Annotated in this window: 16 protein-coding genes, 1 tRNA gene and 1 other RNA gene; 9 read left to right on the plus strand and 9 right to left on the minus strand. The window is 66.6% G+C overall.

The genetic code is table 11. From position 1 onward, the window contains the following. Positions 1-33 precede the first annotated feature (33 nt). Both cysK and msrA read right to left on the minus strand, forming a co-directional pair. Positions 34-969 carry a cysteine synthase A gene (gene cysK / locus QRM96_RS00085; RefSeq protein WP_026264549.1) on the minus strand — a complete coding sequence of 312 codons (936 nt, stop codon included), beginning with the start codon at positions 967-969 and terminating at the stop codon, positions 34-36. Between the two features lie 64 nt (positions 970-1,033). After that, entirely contained in the window at positions 1,034-1,558 is a 525-nt protein-coding gene (gene msrA / locus QRM96_RS00090) for a peptide-methionine (S)-S-oxide reductase MsrA (protein WP_018761616.1), read from the minus strand. Positions 1,559-1,656: 98 nt separating this feature from the next. Between msrA and QRM96_RS00095 the strand changes: the two genes are divergently transcribed. Together QRM96_RS00095 and QRM96_RS00100 are read left to right on the plus strand one after the other, a co-directional pair. Then, positions 1,657-2,580 carry a Nif3-like dinuclear metal center hexameric protein gene (locus tag QRM96_RS00095; protein ID WP_026264547.1) on the plus strand — a complete coding sequence of 308 codons (924 nt, stop codon included), beginning with the start codon at positions 1,657-1,659 and terminating at the stop codon, positions 2,578-2,580. Between the two features lie 98 nt (positions 2,581-2,678). Further along, the gene (locus QRM96_RS00100) at positions 2,679-3,416 is read left to right on the plus strand and encodes a zinc ribbon domain-containing protein (RefSeq protein ID WP_018761614.1); all 738 of its coding nucleotides are present in this window, start codon (positions 2,679-2,681) and stop codon (positions 3,414-3,416) included. A 12-nt stretch (positions 3,417-3,428) separates the two neighbouring features. Here QRM96_RS00100 and QRM96_RS00105 read toward each other — a convergent pair whose 3' ends face one another. Continuing rightward, on the minus strand, positions 3,429-4,193 hold the full coding sequence (locus tag QRM96_RS00105) for a YaaA family protein (RefSeq protein ID WP_018761613.1): 765 nt from the start codon (positions 4,191-4,193) through the stop codon (positions 3,429-3,431). A gap of 57 nt (positions 4,194-4,250) precedes the next feature. Here QRM96_RS00105 and rnpB point away from each other — a divergent pair. From rnpB to QRM96_RS00130, 5 genes are all read left to right on the plus strand, one after another. After that, positions 4,251-4,638: RNase P RNA component class A (rnpB, locus tag QRM96_RS00110), an RNA gene on the plus strand. Positions 4,639-4,683: 45 nt separating this feature from the next. Then, positions 4,684-5,223: a TspO/MBR family protein gene (locus tag QRM96_RS00115; protein ID WP_165837974.1), complete on the plus strand. Its 540-nt coding sequence runs from the start codon at positions 4,684-4,686 to the stop codon at positions 5,221-5,223. 251 nt (positions 5,224-5,474) lie between these two features. Continuing rightward, positions 5,475-6,953, plus strand: coding sequence for a glyceraldehyde-3-phosphate dehydrogenase (locus tag QRM96_RS00120; protein ID WP_081624127.1), 1,479 nt, complete (start codon positions 5,475-5,477; stop codon positions 6,951-6,953). A gap of 74 nt (positions 6,954-7,027) precedes the next feature. Next, positions 7,028-7,237 carry a hypothetical protein gene (locus QRM96_RS00125; protein WP_018761610.1) on the plus strand — a complete coding sequence of 70 codons (210 nt, stop codon included), beginning with the start codon at positions 7,028-7,030 and terminating at the stop codon, positions 7,235-7,237. Positions 7,238-7,353: 116 nt separating this feature from the next. Next, positions 7,354-8,151, plus strand: coding sequence for an HNH endonuclease family protein (locus QRM96_RS00130; protein ID WP_018761609.1), 798 nt, complete (start codon positions 7,354-7,356; stop codon positions 8,149-8,151). Between the two features lie 18 nt (positions 8,152-8,169). On the opposite strand, the gene def is transcribed toward QRM96_RS00130, so the two are convergent. The 3 genes from def to orn all read right to left on the minus strand — a co-directional run bounded on the left by def (position 8,170) and on the right by orn (position 9,709). Then, positions 8,170-8,742, minus strand: a complete 573-nt coding sequence (def, locus tag QRM96_RS00135) for a peptide deformylase (protein WP_285317877.1) — start codon at positions 8,740-8,742, stop codon at positions 8,170-8,172. A 135-nt stretch (positions 8,743-8,877) separates the two neighbouring features. After that, positions 8,878-8,950: transfer RNA gene (locus tag QRM96_RS00140), tRNA-His, on the minus strand. 129 nt (positions 8,951-9,079) lie between these two features. Next, positions 9,080-9,709 carry an oligoribonuclease gene (gene orn, locus QRM96_RS00145; protein WP_285317879.1) on the minus strand — a complete coding sequence of 210 codons (630 nt, stop codon included), beginning with the start codon at positions 9,707-9,709 and terminating at the stop codon, positions 9,080-9,082. Positions 9,710-9,861: 152 nt separating this feature from the next. On the opposite strand from orn, the gene mptB reads away from it, so the two are divergent. Continuing rightward, the gene (gene mptB / locus QRM96_RS00150) at positions 9,862-11,418 is read left to right on the plus strand and encodes a polyprenol phosphomannose-dependent alpha 1,6 mannosyltransferase MptB (RefSeq protein ID WP_026264543.1); all 1,557 of its coding nucleotides are present in this window, start codon (positions 9,862-9,864) and stop codon (positions 11,416-11,418) included. Here the strand turns inward: mptB and QRM96_RS00155 are convergent. Further along, entirely contained in the window at positions 11,415-12,128 is a 714-nt protein-coding gene (locus tag QRM96_RS00155; RefSeq protein ID WP_285317880.1) for a DNA alkylation repair protein, read from the minus strand. The two genes, mptB and QRM96_RS00155, sit on opposite strands and share 4 nt — an antisense overlap. A gap of 80 nt (positions 12,129-12,208) precedes the next feature. On the opposite strand from QRM96_RS00155, the gene QRM96_RS00160 reads away from it, so the two are divergent. Then, positions 12,209-13,120 (plus strand): aldose 1-epimerase family protein, encoded by a 912-nt coding sequence (locus tag QRM96_RS00160; protein WP_285317881.1) that lies wholly within the window; start codon positions 12,209-12,211, stop codon positions 13,118-13,120. Here the strand turns inward: QRM96_RS00160 and QRM96_RS00165 are convergent. Beyond that, positions 13,117-13,893: an alpha/beta hydrolase gene (locus QRM96_RS00165; protein WP_018761603.1), complete on the minus strand. Its 777-nt coding sequence runs from the start codon at positions 13,891-13,893 to the stop codon at positions 13,117-13,119. The genes QRM96_RS00160 and QRM96_RS00165 overlap by 4 nt on opposite strands. Beyond that, positions 13,890-14,972 (minus strand): LacI family DNA-binding transcriptional regulator, encoded by a 1,083-nt coding sequence (locus tag QRM96_RS00170; protein ID WP_018761602.1) that lies wholly within the window; start codon positions 14,970-14,972, stop codon positions 13,890-13,892. The genes QRM96_RS00165 and QRM96_RS00170 overlap by 4 nt, the downstream gene beginning before the upstream one ends. Between the last annotated feature and the right edge of the window lie 114 nt (positions 14,973-15,086).

Here is a 15,086-nt window from a genome sequence, read left to right on the forward strand (position 1 = left end):
TTCTACAGGAAACGGGCGGGCAGCTCAGTCTGCTTAGCCCCGGATGTCGTCATAGAGCACGGTGGAGATGTAACGCTCACCGAAGTCGCAGACCACGGCCACGATCAGCTTGCCCGCGTTTTCGGGGCGCTTGGCCAGTTCCAGCGCACCCCAAACGATGGCGCCCGAGGAGATGCCGCCCAGGATGCCTTCCTTGATGCCCAGCTCGCGGGCAACCCGGACCGAGTCCTCAAGCGAAGCGTCGATGACCTCATCGTAGACGGTGGTGTCCAGCAGTTCCGGAACAAAGTTCGCGCCGAGGCCCTGGATCTTGTGCGGGCCAGGAGCGCCGCCGTTCAGGATGGGGGAGTCCTTGGGTTCCACGGCCACGATCTGCACGCCGGGCTTGCGCTCCTTCAGCACCTGTCCGACGCCGGTGATGGTTCCGCCGGTGCCGACGCCCGCCACGAAGATGTCAACGGCACCGTCGGTGTCGGCCCAGACCTCTTCTGCGGTGGTCTTCCGGTGGATCTCCGGGTTGGCTTCGTTGGCAAACTGCTGTGCCCAGATGGAGTTCTCCGTGTTGGCCACAATCTCCTGGGCCTTTTCCACGGCTCCGCGCATACCCTCGGAGCCCGGGGTCAGCACGATCTCGGCGCCGAAGGCGCGCAGCATGACGCGGCGTTCGGTGGACATGGTTTCCGGCATGGTGAGGATGACCTTGTAGCCGCGCGCGGCACCGACCATGGCCAGGGCGATGCCCGTGTTGCCGGAGGTGCCCTCAACGATGGTGCCGCCGGGCTTCAGTGCACCCGACTTTTCCGCGGCGTCGATGATGGCGACGCCGATACGGTCCTTGACGCTGTTGGCCGGGTTGTAGAACTCCAGCTTGACCGCAACGGTGGCGTCCAGTCCCTCGCTGAGCCGGTTCAACCGAACCAGCGGGGTCCCGCCGACCAGTTGCGTTACATCGTCATAGATCCGTGCCATGTACATACGCCTATCTCTAAGGGGTGAATACTGAGGTCAGCCTAACGAGGCCGCGTAACGCAGGCTAAGCGTTAAGCCATGCAGAGTAATATTTCCTGGCCTTGGCCAGCTTGGGGTTGATGATCACCTGGCAGTACCCCTGTTCGGGGTGCTTGGCGTAGTAGTCCTGGTGGAATTCCTCCGCCACGTGGAACCGCGGCAGGCGGCTGACTTCGGTGACGATGGGGTGCTTCCACAGCGCCTGGTTGCGTTCGATCGCTTCCTCGAACAGGATCTTTTCCTCCGTGGTCTCGTAGAACATGGAGGAACGGTACTGGGTGCCCACGTCGTACCCTTGGCGGTTGAGCGTGGTGGGGTCGTGCAGGGCAAAGAACATGTCCAGGATGACTTCGGCCGGAATGACCTCCTCGTCGAAGGTCACGGCCACAACCTCCGCGTGGCCGGTGGTGCCGCTGCACACCGAGTAGTAGTCGGGATGGGGATCGTGGCCGCCGGTATAACCGGACACCACCGAGGTGACGCCCCTGGTCTTCTGGTAGACAGCGTCGAGGCACCAGAAGCAGCCCCCGCCAAGAACAAAAGTTTTCATGACCTCTTCAATGGTTGACGGCCCCGGATGATTCCCGCCGGTCCTTCCGGGCACCGCAACATGCGGCGCCGGGAAGGCGATGGGGTAAAACTAAGACTATGGAACCTGTGGACACCGACGTTACCGGCCAGGCAGATCACGACGGCGAAGCCTCCTCCGACGCGCTGGGCCAGGACAGTGCCCCCGAGGCTCCCACCCTGGCCGAATTGTTGCTTGCCGTTGAGGAACTGTGGCCTGAATCGCTGGCGGAGAACTGGGACGAAGTGGGGCTCGTGGCAGGCCACCCGTCCGCGCCCGTCAGCAAGGTGATGTTCGCGGTGGACCCCACCCTGGAGGTCATCGAAGAAGCCGTTGAGTGGGGTGCCGGCCTCCTCATTACCCACCATCCGCTGCTGCTGAAAGGTGTCACGTCGGTGGCGGCAACCACCGCGAAGGGACGGGCTGTCCACCGGCTGATCGAGTCGGGGACGGCACTGCTGACCGTGCACACCAACGGCGACTCCGCCGTCGGCGGCGTTTCCGATGTCCTGGCCGACGCGCTGGGACTGCAGGATGTTGCCCCGCTCACCGCGGCGGCCAACGGGCTGCCGGAGGAAGGCATTGGGCGGGTCGGCGACCTGGCGGACGCCATGAGCCTGGGCGATTTCGCTGCACGGGTGTTCGGCATCCTTCCCTCCGTGGCCGGGGGTGTGCGCGTTTCCGGGGACAAGGACGGCGTGGTGCGGCGGATTGCAGTGTGCGGCGGCGCCGGCGATTCCCTGTTCAACGAGGTCAGGGCCAGCAACGCGGACGTGTACGTCACCGCGGACCTTCGCCACCACCCTGCGTCCGAGGCCCGGGAAGCTGCCCTCAACGGCCGGCCCTACCTGGTGGACGTCTCGCACTTTGCCAGTGAATGGCTCTGGTTGCCGGCCGCCGCCGCAGCCCTGGGCAACGTCCTGGCGGACCAGGGGCACGACCTGGAGATCCGGGTCAGCACCACCAACAGTGATCCTTGGGACTTCATCCTCACGCCGGGCTGAGCCCGGCAGCGAGGCAACGGTTCAGCCCAGGCGATAGAGTCTAGGAAGCGCCCATAGGGTGCCCGGCCCTGGCCGGAAGGGATCAAGCGGAGGTAACAGTGGCGAAGGCAGCACCGGCGGAACAGTTGAAGTTGCTCGAACTGCAAGGACTGGACGCCAGGCTGACCGGCCTCGCCAACCGACGTCGGACGCTCGAAAATGATCCCCGGATCAAGGACCTCGAAGCGGCCCTGTCCGTGGCCAACGGAGAACTGGGCGCTGCCAAGGTGGCCGTGCATGACGCTGAAGCCGCGCTCAAGCGGGCGGAAGCCGACGTCGAACAGGTCGCTTCGCGCATCGAACGCGACGAGGCCAGGCTCAACAGCGGAACCGGGCTCTCCAAGGACCTGGTGGCCCTGCAGAAGGACATTGAATCGCTGAACAAGCGGCGCTCAGACCTCGAAGATGTGGAACTGGAAATCCTGGAGCGGCTGGACACGTTGCGGGAACGGCAGGCCGCCCAGCAGGCGATCGTTGATGGCATCCAAGGCTCGTTCGGCACGATCCGGGCAGAGCTGGACGCGGCCCTCGCCGAGGTGGCCGCCGAAGCCGAAGGGCTCGTGGCCCGGCGCGCCGAATTCGCCGCAGGCCTTGATGCAGGCATGCTGGCCGTCTACGAAAAGACCCTCGCCAAGCGGGGCGTGGGCGCCGCGCGGCTCTTCCACGGGACATCGGAGGCCTCGGGGATGAAGCTCAGCCCAGGCGACCTTGCCGAGATCAAGGCGGCCGCGGCGGATGACATCGTGTTCTGCCCGGATTCCGGCGCCATCCTGGTCCGCTCGGACGACTGGTCCTGAACCGCCGGCGCCTCAGCCCGGCAGGATGATGTTCAGGGCATGGGGCCTGCGTGCCGTACCCGGCACCAGCTCCGCGTCCCATTTTTCGCGCGCAACCTTCAGCAGGTCAGAGGCCGCAGCCGGAGCCTTCCCGCGGCGGGCCAGCAGGTGCCGGGCCAGTTCGCCGCGGGTGTGCTTGGCGAAATGGCTCACCACTTTCCGGACTCCTGCGGCTTCGGTAAAGACGTTCACCGTGACCGTACGCTCCGGCGGCGCCGCCCAGGCGGCCGCGTAGGTGCTCGACCGGCAGTCAACCACCAGATGGCCCTCCGCGGCGCGGCCCAGCGTGTCATCCAGCTGTGCCTTCCAGAACGAAGCCAGCCGGCCGACGTCGGGCAACGCCGTCCCCATGGAAAGCCGGTAGGCGGGCACGCTGTCGCCAAAGCGGATTGCCCCCCACAGCGCGGAGACCACCAGCACGGACTCGTCGGCCTTGCGCCGCTGCGCGGGCGTCAGGCTCCGGTATCCCAGGGCGTCATACAGGACCCCCGAGTAGATGCTGTGTGCCGGCGCGGCCGGCTCAGCGTGGAGGCGGGTGTTGCGTTCGACGTCGTCCCGCAGCGAGGCGCCCACGCCCAGCAGCGAGAGGGCGTCCGGGTGCCCGCTGACCGCTTCCAGCGCCGCCAGGACCTTGGTGCGGCAGGGATTGAGCTCAGGGAAACTCAGCGAGGGCCAGTCGACGGCGGACCCGCGGCGTGCGGGTGTCTTGCCTTCGGAAGGGGGTAGCAGAATCAGCACCGTCCGATCCTACCGGCGACAAAAGCGGTCGGAGGCGCCCGGTAGACTGGATCCGGATGGGACAGCCAGACGGCCGCGCGCCACGCAAGTGGCTCGAGGAACGTCCGGGCTCCGCAGGGCAGGGTGGTGGGTAACGCCCACTCGGGGTAACCCGCAGGCCAGTGCCACAGAAAACAGACCGCCTGCATGTCCGGCCTTGGCCGGAGAGGGCAGGTAAGGGTGAAACGGTGGTGTAAGAGACCACCAGCTTCCCGGGTGACCGGGAAGGCTAGGTAAACCCCACCCGGAGCAAGGCTAGACAGGACACGTTCGAGGGCTGCCCGCCCGAGTGTCCGGGTAAGCCGCTGGAGGGTGCCGGCAACGGTACTCGTAGATGGATGGCCGTCGCTCCCTTGCCGGCAACGGCAGGGGAGAACAGAACCCGGCGTACCGGCTGTCCCATCCGCAAAACCGGGTTTGACCTTGGGCGCTGTGTTGGGGATGCTGGACCGTGCCCGTTATTACTGATCTCCGGCCGGCCGCCGGAACGGCCGGAACCTTGCCCGGCCTGCGCTCCCAAATTGTCGCCTTTGCGGGCTTCCTTGGACTGTCTGCTGCGGCGTGGGTGCTTGCCTCGATCCCCATCATCCTCAATTCCACGGGCTGGTATGCCGGCTCGCTCAAGGCGCCGTGGATGCCGCCGTCGCTGATGTTCCGGATCACCTGGATGGTGCTGTACGTCGGGGTGGCCGCCGCGGCGTGGCTGGTCTGGCGCAAAGGTGGATTGACCGGCCCGGCCCTGGCAGGGTACTCCGTCCAACTCGTGCTCAACGCCGCGTGGCCGGTGGCGTTTTTCGCGATGTACCCCATGGCAGGCGCCGCGGCTTTGTGGGCGGCATTCCTCGTCATCTGCACCCTGGCCGCGACCCTGGCGTTCCTGATCGTCCGGTTCGGCCCGGTGGACGCCACCGCAGGGCTGCTGGTGTTGCCGTACTTCTCCTGGGTGGTCTTTTCCGCCAGCCTCAACTTGTATGCTGCCATCCACAACTAAGCCCACGGGGTGAGCCGTGTGAGTGATTTCACGCAGCGCAGGCGTGTTCGGGGGGCTGCGCCAAATTAGAATGGATCCCGGACGCAGGAGTTCTACCGCCGAAAGTTGCGTTCGCAGCCGGCGGTTTTTCTTTGCACGCGATCCAGGTGCCTGGGGGCCGACCCCTGCAGGTGCCGGTGCCCCTGGACATCATCAGGTGGCCTACATCTGTGTACGAGGACGTACACGGCTGACCCGAGGAAGGTATTTCAGTGAGCCAGACGTCTGATTCTTGTCTTGATACGTGGATGGGCCGGGAGGCCCTCGCCGAGGCCATGATCCCGGTGATCGGCAGGCTGTACCGGGAAAACAACGTGGTGACCAGCATCCACGGCCGGAGCCTGATCAACAAGTCCACCATGAACATCCTCAAGGCACATCGCTTCGCGCGCCGGATGAGCAAGGACGAACTGCTCCTGGAGGACACGGCGCCGCTGCTCAACACGCTGGCCGGGCTGGACCTGGGCGCCGCCGCGATCGACATCGCCCGCCTGAACCAGAAATTCAAGGAAGAGGGCAACGGGGCCACCCTTGAAGAGTTCCTCCGCGCCGAACTCGCCGAGATCGTTGGCAAGCGTGGCGGCGACGAACGCACCAGCACCGATGTGGTGCTCTACGGCTTCGGCCGCATCGGCCGGCTCCTGGCACGCCTGCTGATCGAAAAGGCCGGTGGCGGCCACGGCCTGCGCCTGCGCGCCATCGTGGTCCGCCGCGGGTCCGACAACGACCTTTCCAAGCGGGCCAGCCTGCTCCGCCGGGACTCGGTCCACGGTTCCTTCGAGGGCACCATCCGGATCGATGAAGAGGCCAACACCATTACGGCCAACGGCGTCCGTATCCAGGTGATCTACTCGAACGATCCCGCCACCATCGACTACACCGCCTATGGAATCAAGGATGCCCTGGTGGTGGACAACACGGGCCGCTGGCGCGACGCCGAAGGACTGTCCCAGCACCTCCAGAGCAAGGGTGTTGCACGCGTCCTGTTGACGGCTCCGGGAAAGGGTGAACTGAAGAACATTGTCCACGGCATCAACCACCGGGACATCGACGACTCCGACCGGATCGTGTCCGCAGCCTCCTGCACCACCAACGCCATCACTCCGGTCCTGAAGGCCATCAACGACAAGTTCGGCGTGATCCACGGGCACGTGGAAACCGTGCACTCCTTCACCAACGACCAGAACCTGATCGACAACTTCCACAAGGGCGACCGCCGCGGACGCTCGGCCGCGCTGAACATGGTCATCACCGAAACCGGTGCCGCCAAGGCGGTGGCCAAGGCCCTGCCCGAGCTCCTGGGCAAGCTGACCGGCAGCTCCATCCGCGTTCCCACCCCGGACGTCTCCCTGGCCATCCTGAACCTCAGCCTGGAGAACGGCACCACCAAGGATGAGGTGAACAACTACCTGCGCGAGATGTCGCTGCACTCGGACCTGCGCAAGCAGATCGACTACATCGACTCGCCCGAGGTGGTCTCCACCGACTTCGTGGGTTCCCGCCGCGCCGGCATCGTTGACGGCCTGGCCACGGTGTCCACGGACAAGAACCTGGTCCTCTACGTCTGGTACGACAACGAATTTGGCTACAGCTGCCAGGTGGTCCGGGTCATGGAGGAGATGGCCGGCGTGAACCCGCCGTCGTTCCCTGCCAAGGAAAGCGCGGCCGCCCTGGCCGCCATCGCCGTCTGACCAAAAGCGACACGTCCTGCCAATTCCCGGCTGGTTCACTGGAATCAGCCGGGAAACCGGACCAGACTGGTGGCATGGACAACGAATCGACGCTTCAGCACGAGACCACCCTCGAACACGCACTCGACGTGGCGAAGGCCAACCACAAGGAAGCCCTCAGGCTCCTGGAGGGCGCCCGCGCCGCCCACCAGGCCGGGGACGCCAGCGAGGAGCGCGTCCGCCAACTCGAGGAACTCCTGGCCACCGCGGAGGAGGACCTCCGGAGGGTCACGCGCGAGCAGTAGATGCCGCGGGCGGGTGAGGGATCACCCGTCCTCCACAGTGTGGATATCGGCCGCCGGCCGGGCTCCCCGTCCTAGGCTCGTGGGGTGCCTCCCACTAGTGATCCGGTATCACCGCCGTGACTGTCAGCTGGTCCGACTACCGCCGTGCCCGCCGCCGGTCCCGGCAGGCTTGGGGTCTGCTGGCCGCCTTCGCCGTCTCAGCTGTGGCCGCGCTTTTCTGGTTCTTCACCGCCGGACAGTTCGCGGCAGCCGGACCTGCGGCCGCCGGGCCGACGGAGGCGCCGGTTTTCGATGCCGCCTGGATGAAGCCGGTGGCGGAGCCCCATCCGGTACCGGGAGGGGCCGCCGTTTCTGCCCTGGATGGCCTGGCCGTGAAGGGCAGGGCGCCGAATACCGGCTACAGCAGGGAAGCCTTCGGCCAGGCGTGGCTGGATGTGGACCGGAACGGGTGCGATACCCGCAACGACATCCTGCGGCGCGACCTCGCGGGAGTCATCTTCGCCGACGGTTCCACCTGCAAGGTATCGGGCGGTCATTTCCAGGAGCCGTACACAGGACACGCCATTGAATTCCGCCGCGGCGCCGACACCAGCAGCGCGGTGCAGATCGACCATGTGGTGGCCCTGGGCGACGCCTGGCAAAAGGGAGCACAGGGCCTGACCCCGAAGGAACGCCAGAGCCTCGCCAACGATCCGCTCAACCTGATCGCCGCCGACGGGCAGGCGAACCAGAAAAAGGGTGCCGGTGACGCCGCAACGTGGCTTCCGAAAAACACTGCGATCCGCTGCCACTATGTAGCCCGGCAGATCTCCGTCAAGGCCGCCTACGGCCTGTGGGTGACTGCGGCGGAGAAGGATGCCATGAAGAAAGTGCTGGCATCCTGCCCCGGGCAGCCAACGATCACCGCCGGCTGAGGGCGGCCCGGGAACCGCTTAGTGGCCGAACGGGTCGGGATCGACGCCGGGCATCCAGGTCAGCCCTGGCACGCCCCACCCGTTCTTCTTGGCCTGTTTCAGGGCCTTCCGGGCGTAGCGGTCCATCAACCGGTTGACGTACAGCTTGCCGTCCAGATGGTCGAATTCATGCTGGATGACCCTGGCAAACCAGCCCGTCGCCTCGAACTTCACCGGCTCGCCGAAACCGTCGAAGCCTTCCACCCGGGCCCACTCGGCCCGCTTCAGCGGGTACTGCTCGCCCGGGAAGGACAGGCAGCCCTCTTCTTCCTCGTCCGGGTCCGGGGCGGCGCCGGAAACCTTGGAGAGGGTGAGGACAGGGTTCACCAGCACACCGCTCGGTGGCGCGCCGTCGTCGTTGGCGTACCTGTAGACGAAGATCCGCTTGCCCACGCCGACTTGCGGCGCCGCGAGACCCACGCCGTTGGCGGCGTCGTTGGTCTCGAACATGTCGGCAATCAGGGTGCGCAGTTCGTCGTCGAAAACCTCGACTTCGGCTGCCCGGCGGTGCAGGACGGGCTCGCCCCAGATGGTAATCGGCAGAACGGTCATAGCATTAGTCCTTCGGCTTCGGGGCCGGCAGCGCCGGCGTCCCTGCACGTACCTTGGTGGGACACAACAAAGGAGGCCGCACCGGATATCCGGTGCGGCCTCCTTTGTTGACGGCTGCAAGTGCCGCCCCGTGAGGGTGAGCGACGGGGGTTGAACCCGCGACCTCCTGGACCACAACCAGGCGCTCTGCCAACTGAGCTACGCCCACCATGTGTTTCAAGGTCAGGCCGTGTTACCGGCTCCCTGGAAACGCAACTCAAATAGCTTACCTGCTCGGAAGGGGTGCTTTGTCCACTTTCGGCGATTTCCGCGAAATTTCCTCCAAACGTGGCGCAGATTACTCGCCGGCAGGGTCGGCAGCGTCGCCGCTGGTGATGCGCCTGGCGATCTTCTGGGCGGTGGCACTGTCAGGGCCCGGCGCCGGCACGAACACCGCTTCGCGGTAGTAGCGGAGTTCATCAATGGAGTCCCTGATGTCGCCCAGTGCCCGGTGGCCGCCCTTTTTCGCCGGTGACTGGAAGTAAGCCCGCGCGAACCAGCGGCGGGAGAGTTCCTTGATGGTGCTGACGTCAATCACCCGGTAGTGCAGGTGCTCCACGACGGTGGGCATGTCGCGGGAGAGGAACACCCGGTCGGTGCCCACGGAGTTGCCGCCCAGTGGAGCCTTCCGCGGATCCGGAACCCACGCGGAGATGTACTCCATGACGGCGGCCTCAGCCTCCGCCATGGTCTTGCCGTGGGGGAGTTCCGCCAGGAGCCCGGACTTGGTGTGCATGTCCCGGACGAAGTCGGACATCTGGGCGACGGCCGCGTCCTCGGGCTTGATCACCACGTCGACACCGTCCCCGAGGATGTTCAGTTCCGAATCGGTGACCAGGGCTGCCACCTCGATGAGGGCGTCGTTCTTGATGTCCAGGCCGGTCATTTCGCAGTCGATCCAGACGATTCGTTCGTTAGATATAGGCACCGGACCAGCCTACCGTTACCGCCCCGGACGCCCCGCCGATGCTAGGATTTCGGGTACGCGGCGGGTCGCCCCGCTGCCTTCGAAGATGTCCCGGCCGCCCACGCGGTCCGCCGGGTAAGAGCGGAAACGCAAGAAGATTGGACATTCCTGAAATGACGGCGCCTGTGCCCGCAGCGGGGGAGATGGCGGCGGCTGGTACTGCCCCGGCGGGCGGTGCCGAGGTGGACAATCCCCGCTCTCCACTGCTTGCCGGCTTCCTCGGGTCGATGTTCATGATGTTCGGTTCCGCCGGCGTGGGCTGGCTCGCGCCGGTCTCCGAACTCCGCCGCATGCCGTTGTTCATCTGGATGCGCACCGAAGCGCCGGGCGTGGCCCTGTCCATCGTGCTGGTCGCGGCAGGGGGCATGCTGCTGGTGCGCGCCTGGCTGCGGCTCGGCCAAAAAGTCCGGGTGTGGGGCGGCCAGGCCCGTCGCGCCACGTTGGCGGCGGTGGTGGCGTGGGGGCTCCCCATGATGTTCAGCGTCCCGTTGTTCAGCCGCGACGTCTATGCCTACATCGGCCAGGGGCGGCTGATGGTGGAAGGGTTCAACCCGTACGAAAACGGCATTTCCGCCCTGTCCAACTACTTCCAGCTGGGAGCCGACAAGCAGTGGACCGAAGCTCCGGTTCCCTACGGCCAGCTGTTCCTCTGGATCGAGCAGTTCGTTGTGTGGGTGACCAACGTCCAGCCGGAAGCGTGCATCATGCTGTTCCGGCTGGTTGCCTTGGCCGGCGTGGTGCTCTGCGTGATCTACGTGCCCCGGCTCGCAGAGCTGCACGGCATCAACCCGCACAGGGCCTTGTGGCTCACCGCGGCCAACCCGCTCTTCCTGACCAACTTCATTGCCAGCGTGCACAATGACTCACTCATGATCGGGCTGGCCCTTGCCGGGCTCTACTACTCCGCGACCCGCCGGGAGGTCCGGGGCGTCGCGCTGGTCACGCTGTCCATCGCCGTCAAGCCCATCACCATCGTGTTCCTTCCGTTCATCGGCCTCCTCTGGGCGGGCAGGAACGCGGGGTGGCTGCGAAAGATCGCATTCTGGGCGCTCACGGCCGGCCTGAGCCTGGCGTTGCTGGCCCTGATGAGCCTGGTCAACGGCTTCGGCTTCGGCTGGATCAACGGACTTTCCGCCCCCGGCAGTATCTCCATCTGGTATGCCCCGGTGGGCCTGCTCGGCATGGTGGTGGGGTCCCTTGCCAACGCGTTCGGCCTCGACGGCTCAGTCCCGGCGGGCTGGGTGTTCGACGCCGGCAAGCTGCTTGCCGTGGCCATCCTTGCCTGGCAGATCCTCAAGGGCGACCATGACCGGCTGATGCGCCGCCTCACGCTCGGCCTGGCCGCCGTGGTCCTGCTGGCGCCCATCATCCAGTCCTGGTATGTGGTGTGGCTGATTCCGTTGTTCGCCGTGACGGGCATTCGTAATGACTGGCAGGTCAAGGCCCTGTACTTCGTGGTGTCGTTCTTCATGATCTACGCAATCTCGGACCAGCTGGACGTCTTTCCCTACCTGCAGACCCAGGACCTGGGCTTCGCCCTCCTGCTGGCCCGGATTGCGGCTGCCCTGACCGCCTTGCTCTTTGGGCTTTATCTGATCTTTTGGGATCCCGGCACCCGCCGGCTGTTCCGGAAGTCGCACGAGCCCGTCGTCGAACGTCCCGTCATTTAGCGGGGACGCTGCGGCCGGCCGGTGCTGATCCTCCGCAGGGCCTCCCTGCGGGACAACGGACTCATCTCCTGCCCGTGCAGGGCGACGAATTCCTGCACCCACTCCGGCGCCGTTTTGGCGTACTCGCGCAGCGCCCAGCCGATCGCTTTGCGGATAAAGAATTCCCGGTCCGCCAGGTTCGGTTCAATGACATCGGCAAGCAGCACCGTATCGGTGGCTTCCTTGGCCCGCAGCTGCGATGTGATGGAAGCGCGCCGAATCCAGAAGTCCGGATCACGGCTCCACGTCCGCAGCACCGCGGACATCTCGGCCGGGTGAGCCAGCAGCAGGTTGCAGATCCTGCCGGACACGCCGTCCGCGAAATCCCACCATGCTCCGGTGCGGATGATTTCCTCGTACACCGGCAGCATGTCCAGGTCTTTGGCAACCAGCCGGTTGCCGGTCAGGTCGATGGCTGCATAGCGTTCTTCCCGGAACGCTGCCGTGCGCCACAGTTGCAGCGCTGTGGCGCGCAGCCCGGCGGCTGATGCCGGAGGAAACTCTGCCGTAGCGTGCGCCGCGATCCGCCGGACATCCGGGACCCGGACACCCAGCGACGGAACGGAAGACTTCATGTACGCCTGCGCGCCGGCGGCACGATCGGGATCGGACAGCTCCCACAGTGCGCTCCTGACGGCGGCGATAAGGTGCTGGTCGGGTGCCGCTTCCATGGGGCAACTCTAGCCAGCCGGATTCCGTCTCGATGACGTATGCTGTTTTAGCGCTAACAAAGATCATCGCGGAGGAAGCCATGCCCGGAACCGAAGTCCGCATTACCCACGGACCCTACACCGCCGTCGTGACCACCCGCGGTGGCGCCCTCCGGGAGCTGCGCTGCGGGGACCGGAACCTGGTGGTGGGCTTTGGGCCGGAGGGCGGGGTCCCGGACTACCGGGGCGTCATCTGTGCACCGTGGCCCAACCGGCTCGCTGACGGCGCCTATTCGTACGCCGGCCAGTCCTATTCGGCCGCCATCAATGAGCCGGAGCGCGGATCGGCCCTGCACGGGCTGGCCATCCATCAGGCCTGGGACATTGTGGAGGCATCGACGGACCGGGTGGTGCTGGGCTGCCGCGTTCCGGCCGGGCCGGGCTACCCGGGCAGCCTGGAACTCACGGTCGCCTATTCCCTCTCCGACGACGGCCTCCGCGGTACGGTCACCGCCGTCAACACCGGTACCCGGGCCGCGCCGTATGGAGTGTGCCCCCATCCCTACCTTGTCGCCGGCCCTGCTCCACTGGATGACTGGTCCCTGGAACTTCCGGCAGTTGCCTACCTCGAGGTCACCCCGGACCGGCTGCTCCCGGTGGCCATCCGGCAGGTGGAGCAGGATGCCTTCGACTTCCGCCTCCCGCACAGGTTGGGACCGGTCAGGATCGACCGCGCTTTCACCGGTATCTCCCGCGACGCTGCCGGACTGGCGCGCGTGCGCGTCATGGATCCATCGGGCACGGGCGTGGAGCTTGAATGGGGGCCGGAGTGGCCTTGGGTCCAGGTGCACACGGGAGACAAGCCTGTCGGTCCGGACCGGCTGGGCCTCGCGGTTGAGCCCATGACCTGCCCGCCGGACGCGTTCAATTCCGGAACGGACCTGATCCACCTGGAGCCGGGAGAGTCCCACTCGGCGGGCTGGACCATCCGCGCGGTGGACCGGCGGGGCTAAAGGCGGCCGGCTGCTGCGGTGAGGGTTGCTGCGGCCGTGGGCTCCGCCCAGCCGGCACGAACCAGCCAGGACGCGCACAAGGACGTCCACTGTCCGGGGCCGGGGTCACCGGCTGCCAGTCCGAGTCCGTGCCGCCCTTCCGGGAAGACGTGCAGTTCGGCAGGAACGCCGGCGGCGATCAGCGCCTTGGCGTAGTTCAGGCTGTTGGCCACCGGGACAGCGTCGTCGTCCGCGGTGTGCCAGAGGAAAGCCGGCGGGGTCCGGGCTGTCACGTTCCGGTCCGCGGAGAGGTCCGCAAGAAGGTTCGACGGCGGCAGCCCGCCCAGGAGGTTGTCCACCGACCCCTGGTGCGTGTCCTGGATCAGCGACACCACAGGGTAGCAAAGGACCGAGAGGTCCGGGACGGCGGCATCGACGTCGAGGTCCCGGTTGCCGGTGGCTGCTGCGGTGGACAGCGTGGCCGCCAGATGGCCGCCGGCCGAGAATCCCAGGACGCCCACACGCTCGTGGTCCACGGCCAGGCCGTGCGGTCCGCTCCGGATGGAGAGCATGGCCTCCTTGGCGTCTTCAAGGGGCGCCGGGTGGCGGTCCGGCGCCACTCGGTAACGCAGGACGAAAGCGTGGATGCCCAGCGCTGCGAGCCATTCCGCAACCGGCTCCGCCTCGTGGTCCGCCTGGCGCGCGTAACCGCCGCCGGGCAGGACAAGGATGGCCGGGCGGGGGCCCGCGGCTTCAGTGCGGGCCGGAACCGCGGTGATCCTTCGCGGCATCATACGGCGGCGGCCTCGGTGCTGCGCCGCAGCGTGACCTCGCCGGTAACGGCTTCGTCGGACGCTGCTTCCTGGTCCTGGCCGGCCGGGCGGGGGCGGGTGGCCCTGGTTGCCAGCCGTCCAATATCTTCGAGCGGCAGGCGCACGGTGGACAGGGCCGGCCGGAAGTCCCGCAGCGTTTCGATGTCGTCGAAACCAGCGATTGACGCGTCGCGGGGAATCCTCAGCCCCTCGGACCGCAGTGCTGCTGCGGCGCCGATCGCCATCACGTCGTTGACCGCGAAAATGCAAAGCTTCGGCGCGGCAGGGTTGCCGGCGGAGGCTGCCTTGATCCGTGCGGCCAGTTGCAGGCCGGCCTCGTAGCCGCCCGAACGGTTGAAAGCGCTCCTGAGCACCTCTGCCGGGCGGTGTCCGGCGCGTGCCAGGCCTTCCTGGAAACCCCGGACCCGGTCATCGGAGGTGTACAGGCCGTCGGGCCCGCCGATGATGACGAAGTCGCCATCCCAGCCGGCGGCAAGCTCGGTGGCCAGCCGGCCCGCAAGCTCCTGGTTGGGGACTTCGACGACGTGGTAGCCCTCCAGTGCGGTGGCGCCCACCACGGGATGCCCCACCACTGCCACCCTGCCGCCGTTGCGGCAATAGCGGTCCAGTTCGGCGGCCAGCTGTGCGTTGCCCTCCTGGTCCTCGGCACGGCAGGAGCGCGAACCGGCGATCACGATGGAGTCGGCACGGCGGGCGGCGAAGGCGGCCACGGCCTCCTTCTCTTCAGCGGGGCCGCCCCCCGTCGTGGCAAGGAGCACCATTTTCCGCTGTTCCCGAGCGGCATCCTGCACGCCGCGGGCAATGGCGGCGAAATACGGGTCGGCGATGTCGTGGACAATCAGGCCGATCAGGCCCGAGCTGGATTTGGCAAGGCCCTGGGCTTGCGCATTGGGGATGTACCCCAGTGAGTCCGCCGCCTGGCGGACGCGCTCGGCAATGTCCTTGCCTGGGGTCCGGGCGGAGCCGTTCAGCACGCGGGACGCCGTGGCAGGCGAGACGCCGGCGAGGCGGGCAACCTCGGTAAGGGTACTAGCAGCCACAGCATCTCCTGGTGGTCGGGGCGGCCTCAACGGCTAAGGACATTATGACAGTTCAAACTACTTCCGGAAAGCGCTTGCCAAGCGGAACGGCGCGGTGCATCATGGAAACAGAGG

This window comes from Pseudarthrobacter sp. lyk4-40-TYG-27 (assembly GCF_030209295.1).
In the GTDB taxonomy this organism is placed as follows: Bacteria; Actinomycetota; Actinomycetes; order Actinomycetales; family Micrococcaceae; genus Arthrobacter.

Coding starts and splice junctions, on each gene's coding strand:
- msrA (WP_018761616.1), bottom strand. CDS start 1,558: ATGAAAACTTTTGTTCTTGGCGGGGGCTGCTTCTGGTGCCTCGACGCT.
- QRM96_RS00165 (WP_018761603.1), bottom strand. CDS start 13,893: ATGATGCCGCGAAGGATCACCGCGGTTCCGGCCCGCACTGAAGCCGCG.
- mptB (WP_026264543.1), top strand. CDS start 9,862: ATGACGGCGCCTGTGCCCGCAGCGGGGGAGATGGCGGCGGCTGGTACT.
- cysK (WP_026264549.1), bottom strand. CDS start 969: ATGGCACGGATCTATGACGATGTAACGCAACTGGTCGGCGGGACCCCG.
- def (WP_285317877.1), bottom strand. CDS start 8,742: ATGACCGTTCTGCCGATTACCATCTGGGGCGAGCCCGTCCTGCACCGC.
- QRM96_RS00160 (WP_285317881.1), top strand. CDS start 12,209: ATGCCCGGAACCGAAGTCCGCATTACCCACGGACCCTACACCGCCGTC.
- QRM96_RS00095 (WP_026264547.1), top strand. CDS start 1,657: ATGGAACCTGTGGACACCGACGTTACCGGCCAGGCAGATCACGACGGC.
- QRM96_RS00125 (WP_018761610.1), top strand. CDS start 7,028: ATGGACAACGAATCGACGCTTCAGCACGAGACCACCCTCGAACACGCA.
- QRM96_RS00155 (WP_285317880.1), bottom strand. CDS start 12,128: ATGGAAGCGGCACCCGACCAGCACCTTATCGCCGCCGTCAGGAGCGCA.